Here is a 17,253-nt window from a genome sequence, read left to right as displayed (position 1 = left end):
ACCCTTTAATCTAGCGGATGGCGTTTGAGATAGTAACTGACTTTATAATCAACCGGATTAAAGGTTATCACCGAAAAATCTACCACGACTCCGTCAGTTCCATTGGATACGGCGAGTAATTGCAGCAGCAGGGTACGTGGATCGCAATGGAGTTGCAGGGCAAACTCCTGACTGGCGACAATAGGTAAAAATGTCTGCCGGCAACCTTCAATCTGATAATTAGCGTGTTTTTCAATAAAATCATATTTAGATGATTCAAGATGATGGTACGTTAAATCCGGCATCAGAGAGACCGGCAGATAGCTCTCTTCTATCTGAATAATCTGTTTGTCAGCATAACGTAATCGTTTGATATAATATATTTTATCGTCTTGATTGATATTTAACTGGCTGGCAATGTCTTGCGATGCCCTAATAATTTTGAACTCAGAAACTTCAGTATGTGGTGTCTTGCCGAGCATTTTCATCTGTTCGGTGAAACTGTTCAGATGATTATTATCATGTTTAAGATCTTTCCCGATAATAAATGTCCCTCGCCCTTGTTGCCGTTCCAGTAAACCATCTTGAATTAAGACATCCAGTGCTTTTCTGACTGTCATTCGTGATGCGCCAAAACGCTCTGCTAACTGAATTTCTGATGGTAAGCAATCACCCAGCGAAATATCCTGATGATTTATTAATTTTCGAATATTTGTTACCAGATTTTTATATACCATTTTTATACCTATTCAGAGGGCGGTTTTATCATGAATATTTTTGTAATTCATTGATAATTAATTATTAAAATTCAAGTGGTATAAAAAATGACTCAAATGTCTAATTTGAGCGTTAATAATGTACAAGTCAGACTGATGATTTAATGTAGCCTGGATCACAAATTTTTATCAATTGCCACGTTCTCTCTCTAGTGCTCTCCGTTTAAGATTAGTTGTAAAGGATATTGGTCTGGTTCAGCCCAACAGCGTATTCAAAGCCTATGCGGGTTTCTTATATCTTGAAATCCTGGGGTGGAAATTAAGCTTTCGGTTTTTTTATAAAAAAAATTAAAGTAATTCAAACATCTGCCGATAACCATATTGATACTTATATGCTCATTAAAATAATCTGGGTAGCCAGAGCAATAAATTAAAGATGGGGAATGGCAGGTGAGCGAAACGTCTAAAGAAAATTTTGTCAAAACGAATAAATTAGCGATCTGTGCAATTCTTCGAGATTTAAAGAAGAACGATACCGCAGTGATGGTTATGCATGCGCGCGGACAATTTATCAGCCGTATTCTGGATGTGGTACCTGAGACGAATCAGTTTATTTTTGATTTTGGTAGTGTAGAACACGAGAACCGTCTGGCCCTTGCTGCTAATCAATTGACTATTATTGCAGAACCTACGGGCGCAAAAATTGAATTTACTTGTAATTCACTGAAAGAAATAAAATATTTATCACTACCTGCCTTTAGCACGGCTATTCCTGAGCAGCTTTATTTTATCCAACGGCGGGAATATTTTCGTGTAAACATCCCTCAATGGCCGCCTTATTATTGTTCTGGGAAATTCACTGATGGCAGTAATTTCTCGTACACATTAGGGGATATTTCCCTGGGGGGCATGGGGCTGTATGCAGTGAAAGGCAGTGAGTTCCCCCTTCAGGAATGCGGTATTTTACGAGATGCCTCAGTGGATTTATGTGGTTTTGGTGTTTTTAAGCTGGACCTGCAGTTTATCCGGGCCATTGATAAACAAGTAGTGAATAACAAAGGTGAAACCCTCACAGTACAACGCTTGAGTTTTAAATTTCCTCGTCTGAGTCCAATCCAAGAAAAAGGGCTGCAACGCGCCATTTTTGAGTTAGAGAAACAGCAAACTGCCAAGGCTCGAAAATTTCAAGACAGCATCTAGTTTCTGAAAGTATGGGGTGATTACCAACAGTCTGTGTAATAGTGGGAAGGCGGCAGGTATTTAAATTACAGTACCTGCTGTTAATGCAACCTTTTGATTTATTTCTCTCATTTTATGCCCTGATCCTTAATTTCTCCTTTGGGCTATAGTTAATACTATTCAGCTTTTTTGCTGTCGTACGTTTATTGCGTATCGTCAGCCTTTACTCGCCCCTTTTTTATGACTGGATACTTTGGTGTATCCGTCTTTTGCTTTCCACCTTCACTCGGCATTTTTGACAGCATTCTGCCTGTAAGGCGTTTTCTGCTCAATATCACGCGGCTCGCACGGCTCAGGAAGCTCACCTGAGCAATCCGTTTGGATACGCCTTTTAACGGCTATTCCCGACTTTTCATTATGCAGATTGCCATCAGACTGTATGAGCACCCGACCAGAAAGGTACCTATGAAATTATTTCTAAAGGCTATTCTTGGATCACCCACCGCAGCGACTACCCCTTGGCATGATACTGCACCTGTAAGGGATGAACTATTCAGTGTGGAGCGATTGGAACAGCATGCTGAGAGCCTTGCCAAAGCGCAGTCGATAACTACCCACCCACCACGGGTATCTACTTTGCATGCCCGCCTGAATGATAACGCCAATACGCTGCTGGCAGCATATCGGGCCAGTGCCGCAGAACTGGAAAAGGGCCGCGCAGTAGTCCCTGCGGCTGAGTGGCTGTTGGATAATTATCATCTGGTTGAAGAGCAGATCCGCGAGATCCGTGATGATTTGCCGCCGGGTTATTACCGTCAATTGCCGAAACTGGCCGACGGCCCCTTCGCTGGCTATCCACGGGTATTTGGCATTACCTGGGCTTTTGTGGCGCACACTGACAGCCATCTGGACCCGGATGTATTATGCCGTTTTATTATGGCGTATCAGCGTGTTCAACCGCTGACGATTGGTGAACTCTGGGCGGTGGCGATTACGCTGCGTATTGTGCTGATAGAGAATTTACGCCGTCTGGCTGATCAGATAACTCAAGGTCGTAAAGATCGGGCAGATGCTGAGGCGCTGGCGAATCGCTTATTGGACGCCGGCGATAGCCGATTGGCTCTGGAGTCTGATATTGCGGTGCGATCCAGTGAACCTTTATCTGAGCAATTTGCATCTCAATTGGCAAAGCGGTTACGTGATCAAGACCCACGCACCACGCCAGCATTGGGCTGGCTGGAAGATCGCCTTCAATTACAAGGGCTATCGATTAGTGAAGTTGTACAACGAGCTCAACTACGGCAGGGGGCATCTAACGTTTCGGTCCGAAATGTTATTACCAGTATGCGGTTGATCTCGGATATTGACTGGGCTGATCTGTTTGAGAGTGTAAGCCTGGTCGATGAATGCTTACGCCAGGGTAGCACTTTCGCCAGTATGGATTTTCAAACCCGCAATCTGTACCGCAGTGCCATCGAACAATTATGCCGAGGTTCCACCTTCACAGAACTGGAAATTGCCGCTCTTGCCCTGCAAGTCGCACAAACTACAGCTGAGGCCGCAGAACCAGAGAATGTCGAACGCTGCCGTGACCCAGGCTATCACTTGATTGGGGCGGGAAGGCGTGAATTGGAGAATCAACTCAGATTCAGTCCTTCAATACGTTTGTGGTTTAGCCGCTTGAGCGTCAGCTTTGGTGTTGGCGGTTTTATGGGAGCCATTTTTCTGGTCACTGCCGGATTACTGGCATTGGCGCTGTGGGCGCTCTCTTTCCCCGGACTGGCGACGGGCTGGCTGGTATTATTTACCTTAATCGCATTTATCCCTGCGACAGATGTGGCAACTGCCCTGGTAAACCGCGTTATCACCTGGAGCTTTGGTGCCACGATTTTACCGGGATTGGAGCTAACCAGTGGCGTACCGGATGGATTGCGTACCTTGGTGGTGGTGCCCACGTTGCTCACCAGTAAAAGTGATTTATTGGCGCAAATCGAGCAGCTAGAAGTCCACCATTTATCGGGGGCTATCGGTTCTCTTACCTTTGCTCTGCTGTTGGATGGGGTTGATGCAGACCAGCAAGTCATACCGAGTGATGGTCCACTACTGCTATTAGCCGATGAGGCTATTGCACGGCTTAATCAACAATATGGCCCCGGTCCTGCCGGGCCGCGCTTCCTGCTGTTGTACCGTCAGCGAAGGTTTAATGAAAGTGAAAACCGCTGGATGGGCTGGGAGCGTAAACGGGGCAAGTTGCATGAACTTAACCGCCTGTTACGGGGGGCGACGGACACCTCATTTATTGCCACCGCCGCCGGTGAACCACAGGTGCCAACCGATGTGCGTTATGTCATTACGCTGGATGCCGATACCCGACTGCCACGCGATGCTGCCCTGCGCTTGATTGGAAAAATGGCGCATCCGCTGAACCAACCACGCTTTAGTGCGGACCAGCAGCGGGTCACCGATGGTTATGGCATCCTTCAGCCACGTGTGACGCTGGCATTGCCGATGGGCAAAGGTGGATCGTTATACCAACGGGTATTTTCTGGTCCTGGGGGGATGGACCCTTACGCAGCCGCAGTTTCAGATGTTTATCAGGATATGTTTGGCGAAGGCTCTTATACCGGCAAAGGTATTTATGATGTCGATGCGTTTGAAGCCTCGCTGGCCGGCAGGGTGCCAGAAAATGCCTTACTCAGCCATGATCTGTTTGAGGGGATTTTTGCCCGTGCCGGATTGGCTTCGGATATTGAAGTGGTGGAAGAGTCACCCGCCCGCTATGACGTAATTACCAAGCGTCAGCATCGCTGGACGCGGGGTGACTGGCAATTACTGCGTTGGGTGGTCAGGAACGACAAAGACAGCAAAAATGTTCCATTGCTGGGCCGTTGGAAAATGGTGGATAACTTGCGCCGCTCACTGGTTGCTCCCTTTGCGCTAATGTTGCTGGGTTGCAGTTGGATGCTACCCATGCCTGCTGCGTGGGTTGGGGTGTTGGTAGTCATCTTGCTGATCGCGTTCCCCTCTTTTCTACCCATTTTGTTCTCATTATGGCCGGCTCAGAATACTCGGCTGAGTAACCATTTACGTTCTTTACTCGATGATACTAAACGAGCAGGCAGTCAGACGTTGTTGTCATTGATTTTCCTGGCTGACCACGCCTGGCAGATGGTTGATGCTATTGGCCGCACGCTAATTCGCCTGTTTATTACCCATCGTAATTTACTGGAGTGGACCACCGCTGCACAATCTGCCGGTAAACCCCACCCCGGTGTCGCCGGTTTTTATCGTCATATGGCGGGCGGAACGCTATTAGGTTTGCTGATGGCCGCCATTGCATTGATGGTTTCGCCCTTGGCCTGGCCACTGATTTTACCCTTTGCCATTATATGGTTTTTCGCTCCGGCCATCGCGTTGTGGGTCAGCCGTTCCCATCAGGTAGCACAACATAAACCGATAACGGCGGAAGATATCCCCGAGTTGCGTCTGACCGCCCGGCGCACTTGGCGCTTCTTCGAAACCTTTGTTACCCCTGATGAAAACATGCTGCCGCCTGATAACTTTCAGGAAGATCCAAAACCGGTGGTGGCACACCGCACTTCACCGACCAATATGGGATTGTATTTACTCTCGACAGTGGCTGCTCGCGATTTTGGTTGGGCGGGTACCTATCGCACCTTGGTGCGGCTGGAAGCAACCTTTGAAACCTTTCATAAACTGGCGCGTTTCCGCGGGCATTTCTTTAACTGGTATGGCACGCAGGATCTACGGGCGCTGGAACCGGCTTATGTTTCTTCGGTAGACAGTGGCAACCTGGCCGGGCATTTGATTGTGCTGGCCAATACCTGTGAAGAGTGGGCGGCAGAACCGCTGGCGACTAACGGCGCTAAGGGGTTGATGGATAACCTGTTGTTGGCCGAGATATCCTTTAACGCGTTACCCGCGGGTGATGCTGATTTTAAACGTAAGCTGTGGGCGGTTTTAGAACAAATCCGTATGGATTTAAAGGGGGTCGGTGACGCTGAAATGTTACCGCTGTCGTTAAAACCGTTATTAGTCAAAGCCTCAGCGATGGTGCATGGTGTCGCACGTTCTATTGATGATAATGCATTTATTGATTTGAGTTATTGGATTGAAGTACTCATTTTGGCGGCCGCTGAACATGAATATGACCAGCAACTCACGCAGGAGATGCAGGAGCAAGTTAATGATCGGTTGTTGAAATTGGCTGCTGAATCCCGCCATATGGCGCTGGCGATGGATTTTGCTTTCCTGCTTGATCCCGAGCGTAAATTGTTATCCATCGGTTATTCGTTGGTGGATAACAGCCTTGATCCGAGTTGCTACGACTTACTGGCCTCAGAGGCTCGCCTTGCCAGTCTATTTGCTATCGCCAAAGGCGATGTGCCGACTCGTCATTGGTTCCGTCTGGGGCGAGCGGCGACCCCGATTGGTAAAGGGGCTGCGCTGATTTCATGGTCTGGCTCGATGTTCGAATACCTGATGCCCTCACTGGTGATGCGCGCGCCGGCGGGCAGCTTGCTGGAACAAACGAATCAACTGGTGGTTGAACGGCAACAGGCTTATGGCCGCAGCTTGAATATCCCGTGGGGCATTTCTGAGTCGGCGTACAGTGCACGTGATATCGAGTTTACTTATCAATATTCTAACTTTGGTGTCCCTGGGTTGGGGTTAAAACGTGGTTTATCAGAAAATACCGTAATCGCGCCTTATGCTACCGGGCTGGCAGCTATGATTGATCCACACGGTGCGCTACAAAACTATGAAAAACTGGCGGAGATGGGTGCGTTAGGCCGCTATGGTTACTATGAAGCACTGGATTTCACCCGCTCGCGCTTGCCGGAACATCAGCAGGTGGTAATTGTACGCAACTATATGGCGCACCATCAGGGGATGACCATTGTTGCTATTGCCAATACCTTACAGCAAGGACGGATGCGTAACCGTTTTCACCATGAGCCAATGGTTCAGGCTTGCGAATTACTGTTGCAGGAGCGGATGCCGCGCAATGTGGCGATTGCTTATCCTCGGACCGAGGAGGTGTTGCTGTCAGCGGTGGCAGACAGTGCATTACCAACCATTCGCCGCTTGTCCTCACCGGTTATTGGAGCACCCGTGACTCACCTGTTATCCAATGGCCGTTATGCTGTGATGCTGACCAGCGCGGGGGCTGGCTACAGCCGATGGCTGGATGTCGCGGTCACTCGCTGGCGGGAAGATGCTACTTGTGATGATTACGGCTCCTTTATTTTCCTGCGTGATTTACGCAGTGGCCGCAGTTGGTCTGCCGGGGCGCAACTGGCCGCCAGTGATAATGCCCATCGTGAGGTGATTTTCAGTGAGGATCATGCCGAATTTATCTGCCGCGACGGTACGCTGACCAGCACCATGGATGTGCTTATCTCCAGTGAAGATGATGGTGAAGTACGGCGGATCTCGTTACTTAACACGGGCCGCCGTGCGCGGGAGATTGAACTGACCTCTTATGCTGAGGTGGTACTCACTGCGGCCGCAGCAGACAGTGCACATCCGGCATTCGCCAAAATGTTTGTGGTTACTGAATATCTGGCGGAATTGGGTACATTAATTGCGACGCGGCGGCCCAGAACAGCACAAGAACCACAAGTCTGGGCGGCGCATTTCTTGATTGCTGATGGCCTGCCGATGAGTGAGCTGCAATATGAATCGGATCGGGCCAAGTTTATTGGTCGCGGTAACCGGGTTATTAGCTCGGCTGCCATGCAAGTGGGAGTGGCACTGTCAAATACCGTGGGTACAGTGCTGGATCCGATATTCTCACTGCGCCAGAGCTTGCTGGTACCGGCGGGTAAGACCGTTACGGTTTCCTTCTGGACACTGATTGCTTCATCGAAAGAAGCTTTGCTGGATATGGTGGATAAACACCGTGACCGCAGTGCGTATGACCGTGCTAAAACATTGGCCTGGACCCAGGCACAGGTGCAGTTACGCCATTTGGAGATTAAAGCTGAGGAGGCGGCAGATTTTCAGCAACTGGCCGCGCCTATTTTGTATGCCGATGCCCGCTTCCGTTCGCCATCGACAACTATCATACGTGGTGCAGGGATCCAATCAGTATTATGGACTCAATCCATATCGGGTGATTTGCCGATAGTTCTGCTGCGTATTGATGATATCGAAGACATTGATCAGGTGCGGCAATTACTGCGCGCACATGAATACTGGCGCATGAAACGTTTGGCGGTTGATCTGGTTATCATCAATGAACGGGCGTCTTCTTATGTACAAGATTTGCAAATCGCTATAGAAACCGCAGTGCGCAGTAGCCAGTCACGACCACACTTGGGTGATCAGCTACGACAAGGTTCGGCCTATGCCTTGCGTGCTGATCTGATGAGTGCAGAGACTCGATCGCTACTCCGTTCGGTTGCTCGGGTGGTGTTATCAGCCCGCTATGGCACATTGGGTAATCAACTCAACCATCTGTTATTCACTCTGGACAAGAAAATTGTTCCTTCGGATAAAAAGCTGTTCGCAACGGATAAAAAGTTATTCACATCAGATAAGCGCCTGTTAGCACAGGATAAAAAGTTATTAACAGCCGATAAGAAAGTCAGTTTCTCACTGGTCAAACCGGTTAACTTGCCGACGGCAACCTTATTACCCTTACCTGAAAATCTGGAGTTCTTTAATGGTCTGGGAGGGTTTGGCCTGCAAGGGCAGGAATATATAACTTGCCTGAATGATGGGGAAAATACCCCCGCGCCCTGGGTTAATGTAATTTCCAATCAGACCTTCGGTTTTCAGGTTTCGGCTACCGGTAGTGGCTATACCTGGGCTGAAAATAGCCGAGAAAACCAGATAACGCCGTGGCTCAATGATCCCGTTATCGATTCCTCTGGCGAATGCCTGTATCTGCGCGATGAAGACTCTGGGCTACTCTGGAGCCCTACGGCACAGCCGATCCGCGATGGTGGCACCTATATCGCTCGCCACGGTCATGGCTATAGTCGGTTTGAGCATCAGGCTAATGGTATTGGCATGACGCTGCTGCAATTTGTGCCGCTGGCGGATCCTATCAAGATATCCCGTCTGACATTGCGCAATATGTCGGATAAACCACGTCGTATCTCGGTGACCGCCTATGCCGAATGGGTACTGGCGACCTCTCGCGGGGCGACCGGGCCATTTATTATTACCGAAATGGATGAACCAACCGGTGCCATGTTAGCGCGAAATCCCTGGAGCACCGCCTTCCCCGGCAGAGTTTCCTTCGCTGACTTAAATGGACAGCAAACTAGCTGGACCGCCGATCGTAGCGAGTTCCTTGGACATTATCGAGACAGCTCTGCACCGTTAGCCCTATCGGCAATAATACCGCTTTCCGGTACGACCGGTGCCGGGTTTGATCCCTGTAGTGCGCTGCAACAAACGATTGAACTGGCGGTGGGCGAGCAGGTAGAGGTGGTGTGGTTTATCGGCCAGTGTGCTTCAGTGAGTGAGGCACAAGCTTTAATTACCCGTTACCGTACGGCAAATCTGGATGCGGTGTTGAGTGACGTCACCGATTACTGGCGTACCTTGCTGAAGGCTATCCAGGTGAAAACGCCGGATCGACAGATGGATATCATGCTCAACGGCTGGCTGCTTTATCAAACGCTGGCATGCCGTGTTTGGGCAAGATCGGCATTTTATCAGGCCAGTGGCGCTTATGGTTTCCGCGATCAATTACAAGACGGCATGGCGCTGACCTTTGTTCAACCGGATACGACGCGACATCACCTATTGCGCGCCGCCGGGCGACAATTTATCGAAGGTGATGTACAGCACTGGTGGTTGCCTCACTCCGGGCAGGGGGTGCGAACTCGCATCTCTGATGACCGGGTTTGGCTCTCTTTTGCCACCGCCACGTATATTCTTGCAAGCGGTGATAGCGGTGTGCTGGATGAAACAGTACCGTACCTCGAAGGGCCGATATTGCACCCAGGCGAACACGATGCTTTCTTCCAGCCACTGGTGGCACAGGAAAACGCCTCACTGTTTGAACATTGTGCCAAAGGGTTGGATCAATGCATTGAATTGACCGGAGAGCTTGGTTTACCGCTGATGGGGACCGGTGACTGGAATGATGGCATGAACCGAGTCGGTGAAGGGGGAAAAGGGGAGAGTGTTTGGTTGGGTTGGTTGCTGGTGGCAACGCTGAAAATGTTCATTCCGTTAGCGAGCAAGCGTGACCCTCGACGGGCCAGGCAGTGGCAGGAGCATCTCAGCGGTTTAATCGAGGCATTAGAGCGGGAAGCATGGGATGGCGACTGGTATCGCCGTGCAACCTTTGATAATGGCAGTTGGCTGGGATCTAAAGCGTGCAACGAGTGCCGTATTGACTCTATTGCCCAGTCGTGGGCGGTGCTATCGGGGGCCGCAGACCCACTACGAGCCGTACAAGCAATGGCTTCACTGGAGCAACATCTTATTCGTCCCGATGATGGGATGGCACTGCTATTCACTCCGCCTTTTGACAAAACGCCAGATGATCCTGGTTATATCAAAGGCTATCCTCCTGGTTTACGGGAAAACGGGGGGCAATATAGCCATGCTGCCATGTGGGTGATTTTAGCCTTTGCTGAATTAGGTGAGGGGGATAAGGCCCGCAACCTGTTTGCATGGCTCAATCCGATAAATCATGGCAATACCCCTGCGGGGATTGCGCGTTACAAAGTCGAACCCTATGTGGTCGCAGCCGATGTCTATTCAGTCGCACCTCATGTTGGGCGCGGTGGTTGGACGTGGTATACCGGTTCTGCGGGCTGGATGCAGCGCGCGGGTATGGAAGGTATTCTGGGGATCCGGCGTGAAGGCGGGGAACTGGTGATTAATCCTTGCATACCCGCCAGTTGGCCGGGATTTGAGGCGACGGTTAATCTGGCTAACACGCGCTATGTTATTCGTGTTGAAAGTCCGGCCCAGCGCTGTCAGGGGATTAGTTCGGCGACATTGAATGGTTTAGCACTCGCCTATCAATCCGACGGGGTACGAGTTGCTCTGGATGGTGGCGAATACGAACTGATTATTATTTTATAACCAATATCGATTCAGTCGGGGTAGTCAATTAGCACTATCTTGACTGAACAAAATAAAAACTGAAAAATATGTTGAATTATCATGCAACTGCCCCAATATTATAAACTTGTCACTAAGGAGGTAGCGCATGGGAATTAGCGAAGAAGAGAGTATCCGCCGTCTGACTGATGAGAAAAGCTCTATTGGTCATTCGGCTAAATGGGTGGCAATCATTTCTGCTATCTATTTCATTATAATGCTGTTTTATCAGCATGAGTTAGGTGTGTTAACACTGGCGGGCGGGATTTTTGTTGTATCGTTTTCCATTTGGATGAAGAAACGCCAAAAAGTGAAATCTTACAAAAACCAACTGCAACAGATGGGCGACGATAAAGCAGTTTAACGCAGGCCACCATCTGATGAACGGTTAGTCCGATGTTCCGGCTTTTATTTTTCGTTTGCAGTGATGCAAGCGCCATCTGCTTATTGTCTTTCGCCTCGTAGTCGCCAGTTTATCCCTATGGTTTTCTTGCCAGTGATTTGGACATATTAAATCCTGTTACTACAAATGCCATTTGCTCATACAATCTTTTAGCTTGTGGATTATCCGCAGCGACCCGCAGCTTTATCTCAAATATGCCCTGAGCGACCAGTATATTTTCTAATTCCTGTAAACACGCAGAACCATAGCCTTTACGCTGATGTTGCGGCAGAACATAGAAATCTTTAATAAAAGCTGCACTGTCATTGTTAGCCTGGCCGTACCATAAATAACCCACCAGTGCGTTATTATCGCTCTCGCCATCCTTATTTTCGATGCAATACAGACGGTCACCGGGAGTATTAACACCCTCTGGTAAGTAACCATCAAAAATTTGCGTTGCATGAGCCAATGCTTGCTCGATGCTATAACCACTATTGGATGATAAATCTTGCGCATACTCACTAATAAAGAGATTCCGATAGTCATTTAGCTCTTCGGTATGCATTGCTCTGAGTGTGACCATAATATTCCCTTGGTATTTGAAGTGCTAAGGGGGTTAGCGGCGATCTCACCCCTGAATAAGCTTATGGAGATGCGTTTACTTGCGGTCTGCCTACAACTCCAATAGCTTTGTGTATATAGTAGATTTAGTTCGAGATAAACATAGTAACGTTTTGTAGGAAATAAGATACATAAAGTAAATCAGAAGGTTAAACCATAAAAGGGGATGTAATGACCATGCAGAATAGCCATAAAGATGCCGTTGAGCGGCAATTTGGCGATCAAGCCAATGCTTATCTGACCAGTGCGGTTCACGCTCAAGGTAAAGATTTACAGCGTCTGGCTACACTATTGCAATCTGATGGCGATGCCCGTTTACTTGACCTTGGATGTGGTGCCGGACATGCCAGTTTTACCGCTGCGGCAGTGGTGAAATCTGTAGTTTCTTATGATCTTTCAGCGCAAATGTTGCAAGTGGTCAGTCAGGCGGCAACAGATAAAGAACTGACTAATATTGAAGTACAGCAAGGATTAGCAGAGTCATTGCCGTTTAATGATCAGAGTTTTGATATTGTTATCAGCCGTTATTCTGCCCATCATTGGCATGATGTCGGCCAAGCATTACGAGAAGTTAAACGTGTATTACGCCCCGGCGGAAAGATAATCTTTATGGATGTAGTTTCCCCCGGTCATCCGGTGCTGGATATTTATTTGCAGACCGTGGAGGTGTTACGTGATACCTCACATGTGCGAAATTACTCTCCCGGCGAATGGCTGGCACTAGTGACCGATGCCGGGTTAGTGATAAATGAGGTCACCTCCGATAGACTCTATTTGGAGTTCAGTAGTTGGATTGCCAGAATGCGTACTCCACAGCATTTTGCTATCGCGATCCGTGAGTTACAAAAATCAGCATCTGATGGTGTCATTAAGCATTATGAGATCCAAACTGATGGTTCATTTACCAGTGATATTATGATGATTGTAGCAAAGCGTGACTGATCCCCATCACCTTTCAAGCCGCCTGCATCTTGCAATATATAGGGTCTACCAGCAGGCGGCGGTGTTAATGCATCGACGATTGCCCATAAATATTTGTGATTTATTTTTCTAATGACACAAATTAATTTATTTTCTCCTTATTACTCTCACAATGATTGAGCTTCTTTACATTGCATTACGTCACCTTGCGTTGGTCCGCCCATAATTAACCTCACCAAGACGTTACATATAACCCGTCAGTTGGAGCATATTATGAAACTATTACCTGTTATCATCGCTACACTTATTACTACCACCTCATTCGCCACTCTGGCCGCGCAAGAAATTAGCTCAGAACAAGCCACTAAATTGCAAAGTATGGGGGTGATTTCTCTTTCTAATGTTAGCGGTTCACCCATGGATGTGGAATCAGCATTGAATACCAAAGCGAGCGCTGATGGTGCCAGCCACTATCGGGTCATTGGTATCAGTAACCCTGGTGATTCCAGCCATTACAACGCCAGTGCCGAGATTTATCGTTAATGTTCTAAGCCTAAGTTAGTGTGAGTGAAATATTTAGATACTATATTGATATGGCAATATTTTTTTAATCAGACTCTAAAAATAGGTTAACAATAGTGGGTCATTGTTAACCTAAGACTGTACATTTCATTATTACCCATCGGTACTATCAATTTATCTGCTAAAAATAATTAACTCTTAGAGCAATCTTAATGCGCTCTTAATAAATATAAGGTGTTATTGTGGTCCATTCGGGTTTCCGAGGAGAGGCTATGCTAAACACTGTCCGGCGTAATTTTAAAAGTCAGTTTTCCTATTTACAGCGCTTTATTGCCTCACCACGTACCGTTGGTACGTTAGCTCCTTCTTCGCCTTGGTTATGTCAGGCGATGTTGAATCAGGTAGATTGGACCCAAAACCTTAATATTGCTGAATTAGGGGCTGCTGATGGTGTACTGACAAAGCGTATTTTGTCACATATGTCAGCAAAGTCTCACTTACAGGCCTACGAGATTCAGCCACACTTTGTTCATGCATTACACCAGATCAAAGATTTACGTTTGCAGGTAGCTGATCGTTCAGCCGAACAGTTGGATCAGAATTACGATGTGGTATTTTGTTGTTTGCCATTACTCTCGATCCCAACCAAGATCAGTATTAGAATATTGCAGCAAACTCAGCAGCGCTTACGCGCTAACAGCGGAGTGTTAGTCTTATTTCAATACAGCCACCTTTCCGAGCCACTGTTATCTCGTTATTTCACGTGGAAAAAGATACGCGTGGTACGTAATTTCCCTCCTGCATTGGTGTATATTTGTCAGCCCCGTTAATGGTCTAACCTTGATAGTCACCTCATATTACCTGTGCAATAGCCTCTGGTTTGCCAGAGGATTATCAGGCAAAAAGCCCAATCGTATTGATCAAATACACGCTTGAGTGTGACTTTCAGCGACTTCTCGCTCTCATCCAAATGCCTTCCCAATTCAATTGAACTGATAGATAAGTAGGTTGTACTGGCAGGTTTACGTTTCGATCAGTTTGATGCTTTTGCCGGTAAAGGGCGGCCTTTCGTCATCAATCCCGATAGCTCTGATAGTCAATTGATCCCTCGTACCGGTGTGGTCTATAAGCTGACACCGAAAGTTTCTCTTTATGACGGTTACAGTGGATCCTTCAAACCTAATTTGTCTATTGCCAACCAGATTGATTGCCACCGCAGCAGGGGCAATTTTGGGAGGTTGGCAGTAAAGTAGAATGGCTAATGGTGTATCGTTAATTTTACGATGCTGTAAAGTTTGCACTACCCTTAATTATCGGTATGATTCGCATCTACAGTGTAGAGCTGAGTGTTAATCCTATTTAGCTGGTCGACAATAGTGGCCAATTTTTTGATGCCGAGAATTTATCCTCAGAAGTTGATGCGAAAGGACTTTCAAGTAATGACACAGACTATCTTCATGGTAGGCGCGCGCGGTGCGGGTAAGACAACGGTAGGGAAGGCGTTGGCACAGGCGTTGGGATATCGTTTTATAGATACTGATCTGTTTATGCAGCAAACCTCACAGTTGAGTGTTGCTGAAGTGGTTGCTCGCGAAGGCTGGGAGGGTTTCCGCCAGCGAGAAAGTATGGCTCTACAGGCTGTCACTGCGCCTAAAACTGTTGTTGCAACCGGTGGTGGTGCGGTGCTCGCTGTTGAGAATCGTACTTTTATGCGTAAGCATGGGCAGGTTATCTATTTACGCGCATCAGCGAATGTGTTGGCTGAACGATTAGCCGAAGACCCGGAAGATGCCCAGCGACCAAGTCTTACAGGCAAACCGATCGTAGAGGAAATGCAGGATGTGCTGGCTAGCCGGGAAGCTCTGTATCAAGAGGTTGCCCACTATGTGCTGGATGCGACTCAAGCGCCGCAAGATGTTGTTGAACAAATTTTGCAGCTTTTGACTGATGAAACCGTAAAGTAGCTGGGAAAGTAAGCGTAATTTATCCGATGAATAATTAGCCCACCTTATTGCCTGATAATTATACGAAGCGTACAATTATCATCTACGTAATCATTTCAGCGTAAATCATTTGCGTTGATAAATGCCCCTTAAGGCAAGGCCGATCAAGGCGGGCCGATGAAAACCTTCAAATCCTTTATTCACCAACACACCAATTTTATGCCAGCGTTCTGGTCAATATTGATTGTGATTTTTGAAACCTCGCTGGCGCTGTACATCTTACGCAACCTCTAATGCCACTCTTATTTCGATAAATGAGCCTTCACGAGAACTGTGAAGGTGTTTGCTATGGCTAATTTTCAACCATATGGCAGCTATTTACCCGCCCCAATAGGGCAATTTGCCGCTAAATTGTACGCTTTATCCACAACTTCGGGAGTGAATCCGGCGATGATCCCATTTCGCCATAATAATCAGTGACAGAGCGTTTATAGAAACCCTAATATGAAAGCTCAATCTTGATTAAGACGCGGGTACAAAACTATGCTGAAATTTAATGAGTATTTTACCGGGAAAGTGAAATCTATTGGTTTTGACAGTGACAGCATTGGGCAAGCTAGCGTTGGGGTGATGGAAAAGGGAGAGTACACCTTCAGTACGGCTAAAGCGGAAGAAATGACGGTGATCACCGGCTGCTTAAAAGTACTGATTCCTGGTTCGGCTGGCTGGGAAGTGTTTAAGCCAGGTGAAACCTTCTACATTCCAGGGGAAAGTGAGTTTAACCTGCAAGTTGCTGAAGCATCTTCGTATCTGTGTAAATATTTGAGCTAAAGAATTCGGATACTCGCCCTCTCATCGCGAAAGGGCGATATCAGCTTAAGCTGTGTTATGCACCTAAGTTAGTGCTGAGCCTCGCCACCCAAGGCTTCAATCAGATTTTTAATTAAGGCGGCCAGTTCACTGGTCATCAGAATAAAATCGGCATCGAAGCGCTGCGCAAAATCATCCCGATCAATATCATCATTCTGTTCACGCAGCGTGTCAGCGAATTTCAGGCGCTTGAGTGAGCCATCATCGGACAGAACCAATTGAACGCGTTCCTGCCAATCCAGTGCCAGTTTAGTGACCAGCTTGCCCGCTTCAATATGTACTGCGATTTCATCACTGAATAGATCCTGCTTCTTGCAACGGATCACGCCGCCGTCTTCCAGAATGGCTTTCAACTCAGCTTCATCCATCAGCGCAAATCCGGCGGGCAATTCTTTACTACGCACCCACTCGGTTAACGTCAGCTCGATAGGGTTTTCTAAGGTCAGTGGTACCACCGGCAAGGAACCCAGACTTTTACGCAACAATGCCAAGGTGTCTTCAGCCCGTTTAGCGCTGGCAGCATCAACCATAATCAGATCGTTGACGGTATCAATCCACAAAAAGGTTTGGTTAAAGCGACTGAATGCGCGTGGCAATAAACTGTGCAAAACTTCATCTTTTAATGCGTCTTTTTCAGTTTTTTTCAGTTTACGATGCTGTTCACCTTCCAGGCGCTCAATTTTGGCTTGCAACTCTTGCTTAATCACTGGTGATGGCAAGATTTTCTCTTCTTTGCGGGCACAAATGACGATCTGGCCATTAACCGTATGGGTTAATGCATCGCTATGCGACCCCATCGGTGATACCCAGCCCGTTTTTGCCATATCCTGACTGCCACACGGCGTGAAACTGAGGGCGCTTAACTGTTTCTCCATTTCATCCGCAGATAGTGAAACTTCCCGGCTCAAACGGTAAACCATTAAATTCTTAAACCACAACATAGTGTTATCCCTGGCTCGGGCGCGCCTGGAGCGCGCGAGTTAATCAAACGCAGGGCGGCATGATAACGAATTGACGC

Annotated in this window: 12 protein-coding genes and 1 pseudogene; 10 read left to right on the top strand and 3 right to left on the bottom strand. The window is 47.7% G+C overall.

The window, feature by feature from the left end; genetic code table 11:
- Nucleotides 1-5: 5 nt before the first annotated feature.
- Nucleotides 6-716, bottom strand: a complete 711-nt coding sequence (locus V1956_RS20525) for a GntR family transcriptional regulator (protein WP_083160109.1) — start codon at nucleotides 714-716, stop codon at nucleotides 6-8.
- Between the two features lie 429 nt (nucleotides 717-1,145).
- Between V1956_RS20525 and V1956_RS20520 the strand changes: the two genes are divergently transcribed.
- The 3 genes from V1956_RS20520 to V1956_RS20510 all read left to right on the top strand — a co-directional run bounded on the left by V1956_RS20520 (nucleotide 1,146) and on the right by V1956_RS20510 (nucleotide 11,337).
- Nucleotides 1,146-1,895: a flagellar brake protein gene (locus V1956_RS20520; protein WP_372558163.1), complete on the top strand. Its 750-nt coding sequence runs from the start codon at nucleotides 1,146-1,148 to the stop codon at nucleotides 1,893-1,895.
- Between the two features lie 444 nt (nucleotides 1,896-2,339).
- Nucleotides 2,340-10,955 carry a GH36-type glycosyl hydrolase domain-containing protein gene (locus V1956_RS20515; RefSeq protein WP_442825605.1) on the top strand — a complete coding sequence of 2,872 codons (8,616 nt, stop codon included), beginning with the start codon at nucleotides 2,340-2,342 and terminating at the stop codon, nucleotides 10,953-10,955.
- Between the two features lie 127 nt (nucleotides 10,956-11,082).
- Entirely contained in the window at nucleotides 11,083-11,337 is a 255-nt protein-coding gene (locus V1956_RS20510; protein WP_083160103.1) for a hypothetical protein, read from the top strand.
- A gap of 115 nt (nucleotides 11,338-11,452) precedes the next feature.
- Here the strand turns inward: V1956_RS20510 and V1956_RS20505 are convergent, their stop codons facing one another.
- Complete coding sequence (locus V1956_RS20505; protein ID WP_420071184.1) at nucleotides 11,453-11,941, bottom strand: GNAT family N-acetyltransferase; 489 nt, start codon at nucleotides 11,939-11,941, stop codon at nucleotides 11,453-11,455.
- Between the two features lie 209 nt (nucleotides 11,942-12,150).
- On the opposite strand from V1956_RS20505, the gene V1956_RS20500 reads away from it, so the two are divergent.
- The 7 genes and pseudogenes from V1956_RS20500 to ppnP all read left to right on the top strand — a co-directional run bounded on the left by V1956_RS20500 (nucleotide 12,151) and on the right by ppnP (nucleotide 16,196).
- Nucleotides 12,151-12,921, top strand: a complete 771-nt coding sequence (locus V1956_RS20500) for a class I SAM-dependent methyltransferase (protein ID WP_372558166.1) — start codon at nucleotides 12,151-12,153, stop codon at nucleotides 12,919-12,921.
- A gap of 252 nt (nucleotides 12,922-13,173) precedes the next feature.
- Nucleotides 13,174-13,443: a YdgH/BhsA/McbA-like domain containing protein gene (locus tag V1956_RS20495; RefSeq protein ID WP_372558167.1), complete on the top strand. Its 270-nt coding sequence runs from the start codon at nucleotides 13,174-13,176 to the stop codon at nucleotides 13,441-13,443.
- 251 nt (nucleotides 13,444-13,694) lie between these two features.
- Nucleotides 13,695-14,252, top strand: coding sequence for a class I SAM-dependent methyltransferase (locus V1956_RS20490; protein ID WP_083160097.1), 558 nt, complete (start codon nucleotides 13,695-13,697; stop codon nucleotides 14,250-14,252).
- 144 nt (nucleotides 14,253-14,396) lie between these two features.
- Nucleotides 14,397-14,677 (top strand): annotated as a pseudogene (locus V1956_RS20485) (TonB-dependent receptor domain-containing protein); the annotation flags it as partial.
- A gap of 184 nt (nucleotides 14,678-14,861) precedes the next feature.
- Complete coding sequence (gene aroL, locus V1956_RS20480) at nucleotides 14,862-15,386, top strand: shikimate kinase AroL (RefSeq protein ID WP_372558168.1); 525 nt, start codon at nucleotides 14,862-14,864, stop codon at nucleotides 15,384-15,386.
- A 327-nt stretch (nucleotides 15,387-15,713) separates the two neighbouring features.
- Nucleotides 15,714-15,845: a hypothetical protein gene (locus V1956_RS20475; RefSeq protein ID WP_372558169.1), complete on the top strand. Its 132-nt coding sequence runs from the start codon at nucleotides 15,714-15,716 to the stop codon at nucleotides 15,843-15,845.
- 63 nt (nucleotides 15,846-15,908) lie between these two features.
- Nucleotides 15,909-16,196 (top strand): pyrimidine/purine nucleoside phosphorylase, encoded by a 288-nt coding sequence (gene ppnP, locus V1956_RS20470; protein ID WP_005189270.1) that lies wholly within the window; start codon nucleotides 15,909-15,911, stop codon nucleotides 16,194-16,196.
- A gap of 68 nt (nucleotides 16,197-16,264) precedes the next feature.
- Here the strand turns inward: ppnP and rdgC are convergent, their stop codons facing one another.
- The gene (gene rdgC / locus V1956_RS20465) at nucleotides 16,265-17,176 is read right to left on the bottom strand and encodes a recombination-associated protein RdgC (protein WP_083160093.1); all 912 of its coding nucleotides are present in this window, start codon (nucleotides 17,174-17,176) and stop codon (nucleotides 16,265-16,267) included.
- Nucleotides 17,177-17,253: the final 77 nt, after the last annotated feature.

It is taken from the genome of Yersinia sp. 2540 StPb PI, assembly GCF_052217165.1.
Lineage (GTDB): Bacteria > Pseudomonadota > Gammaproteobacteria > Enterobacterales > Enterobacteriaceae > Yersinia > Yersinia enterocolitica_E.
Note: the sequence above shows the minus strand (reverse complement) of the source record. Positions and strands in the feature narration are given on the sequence as shown.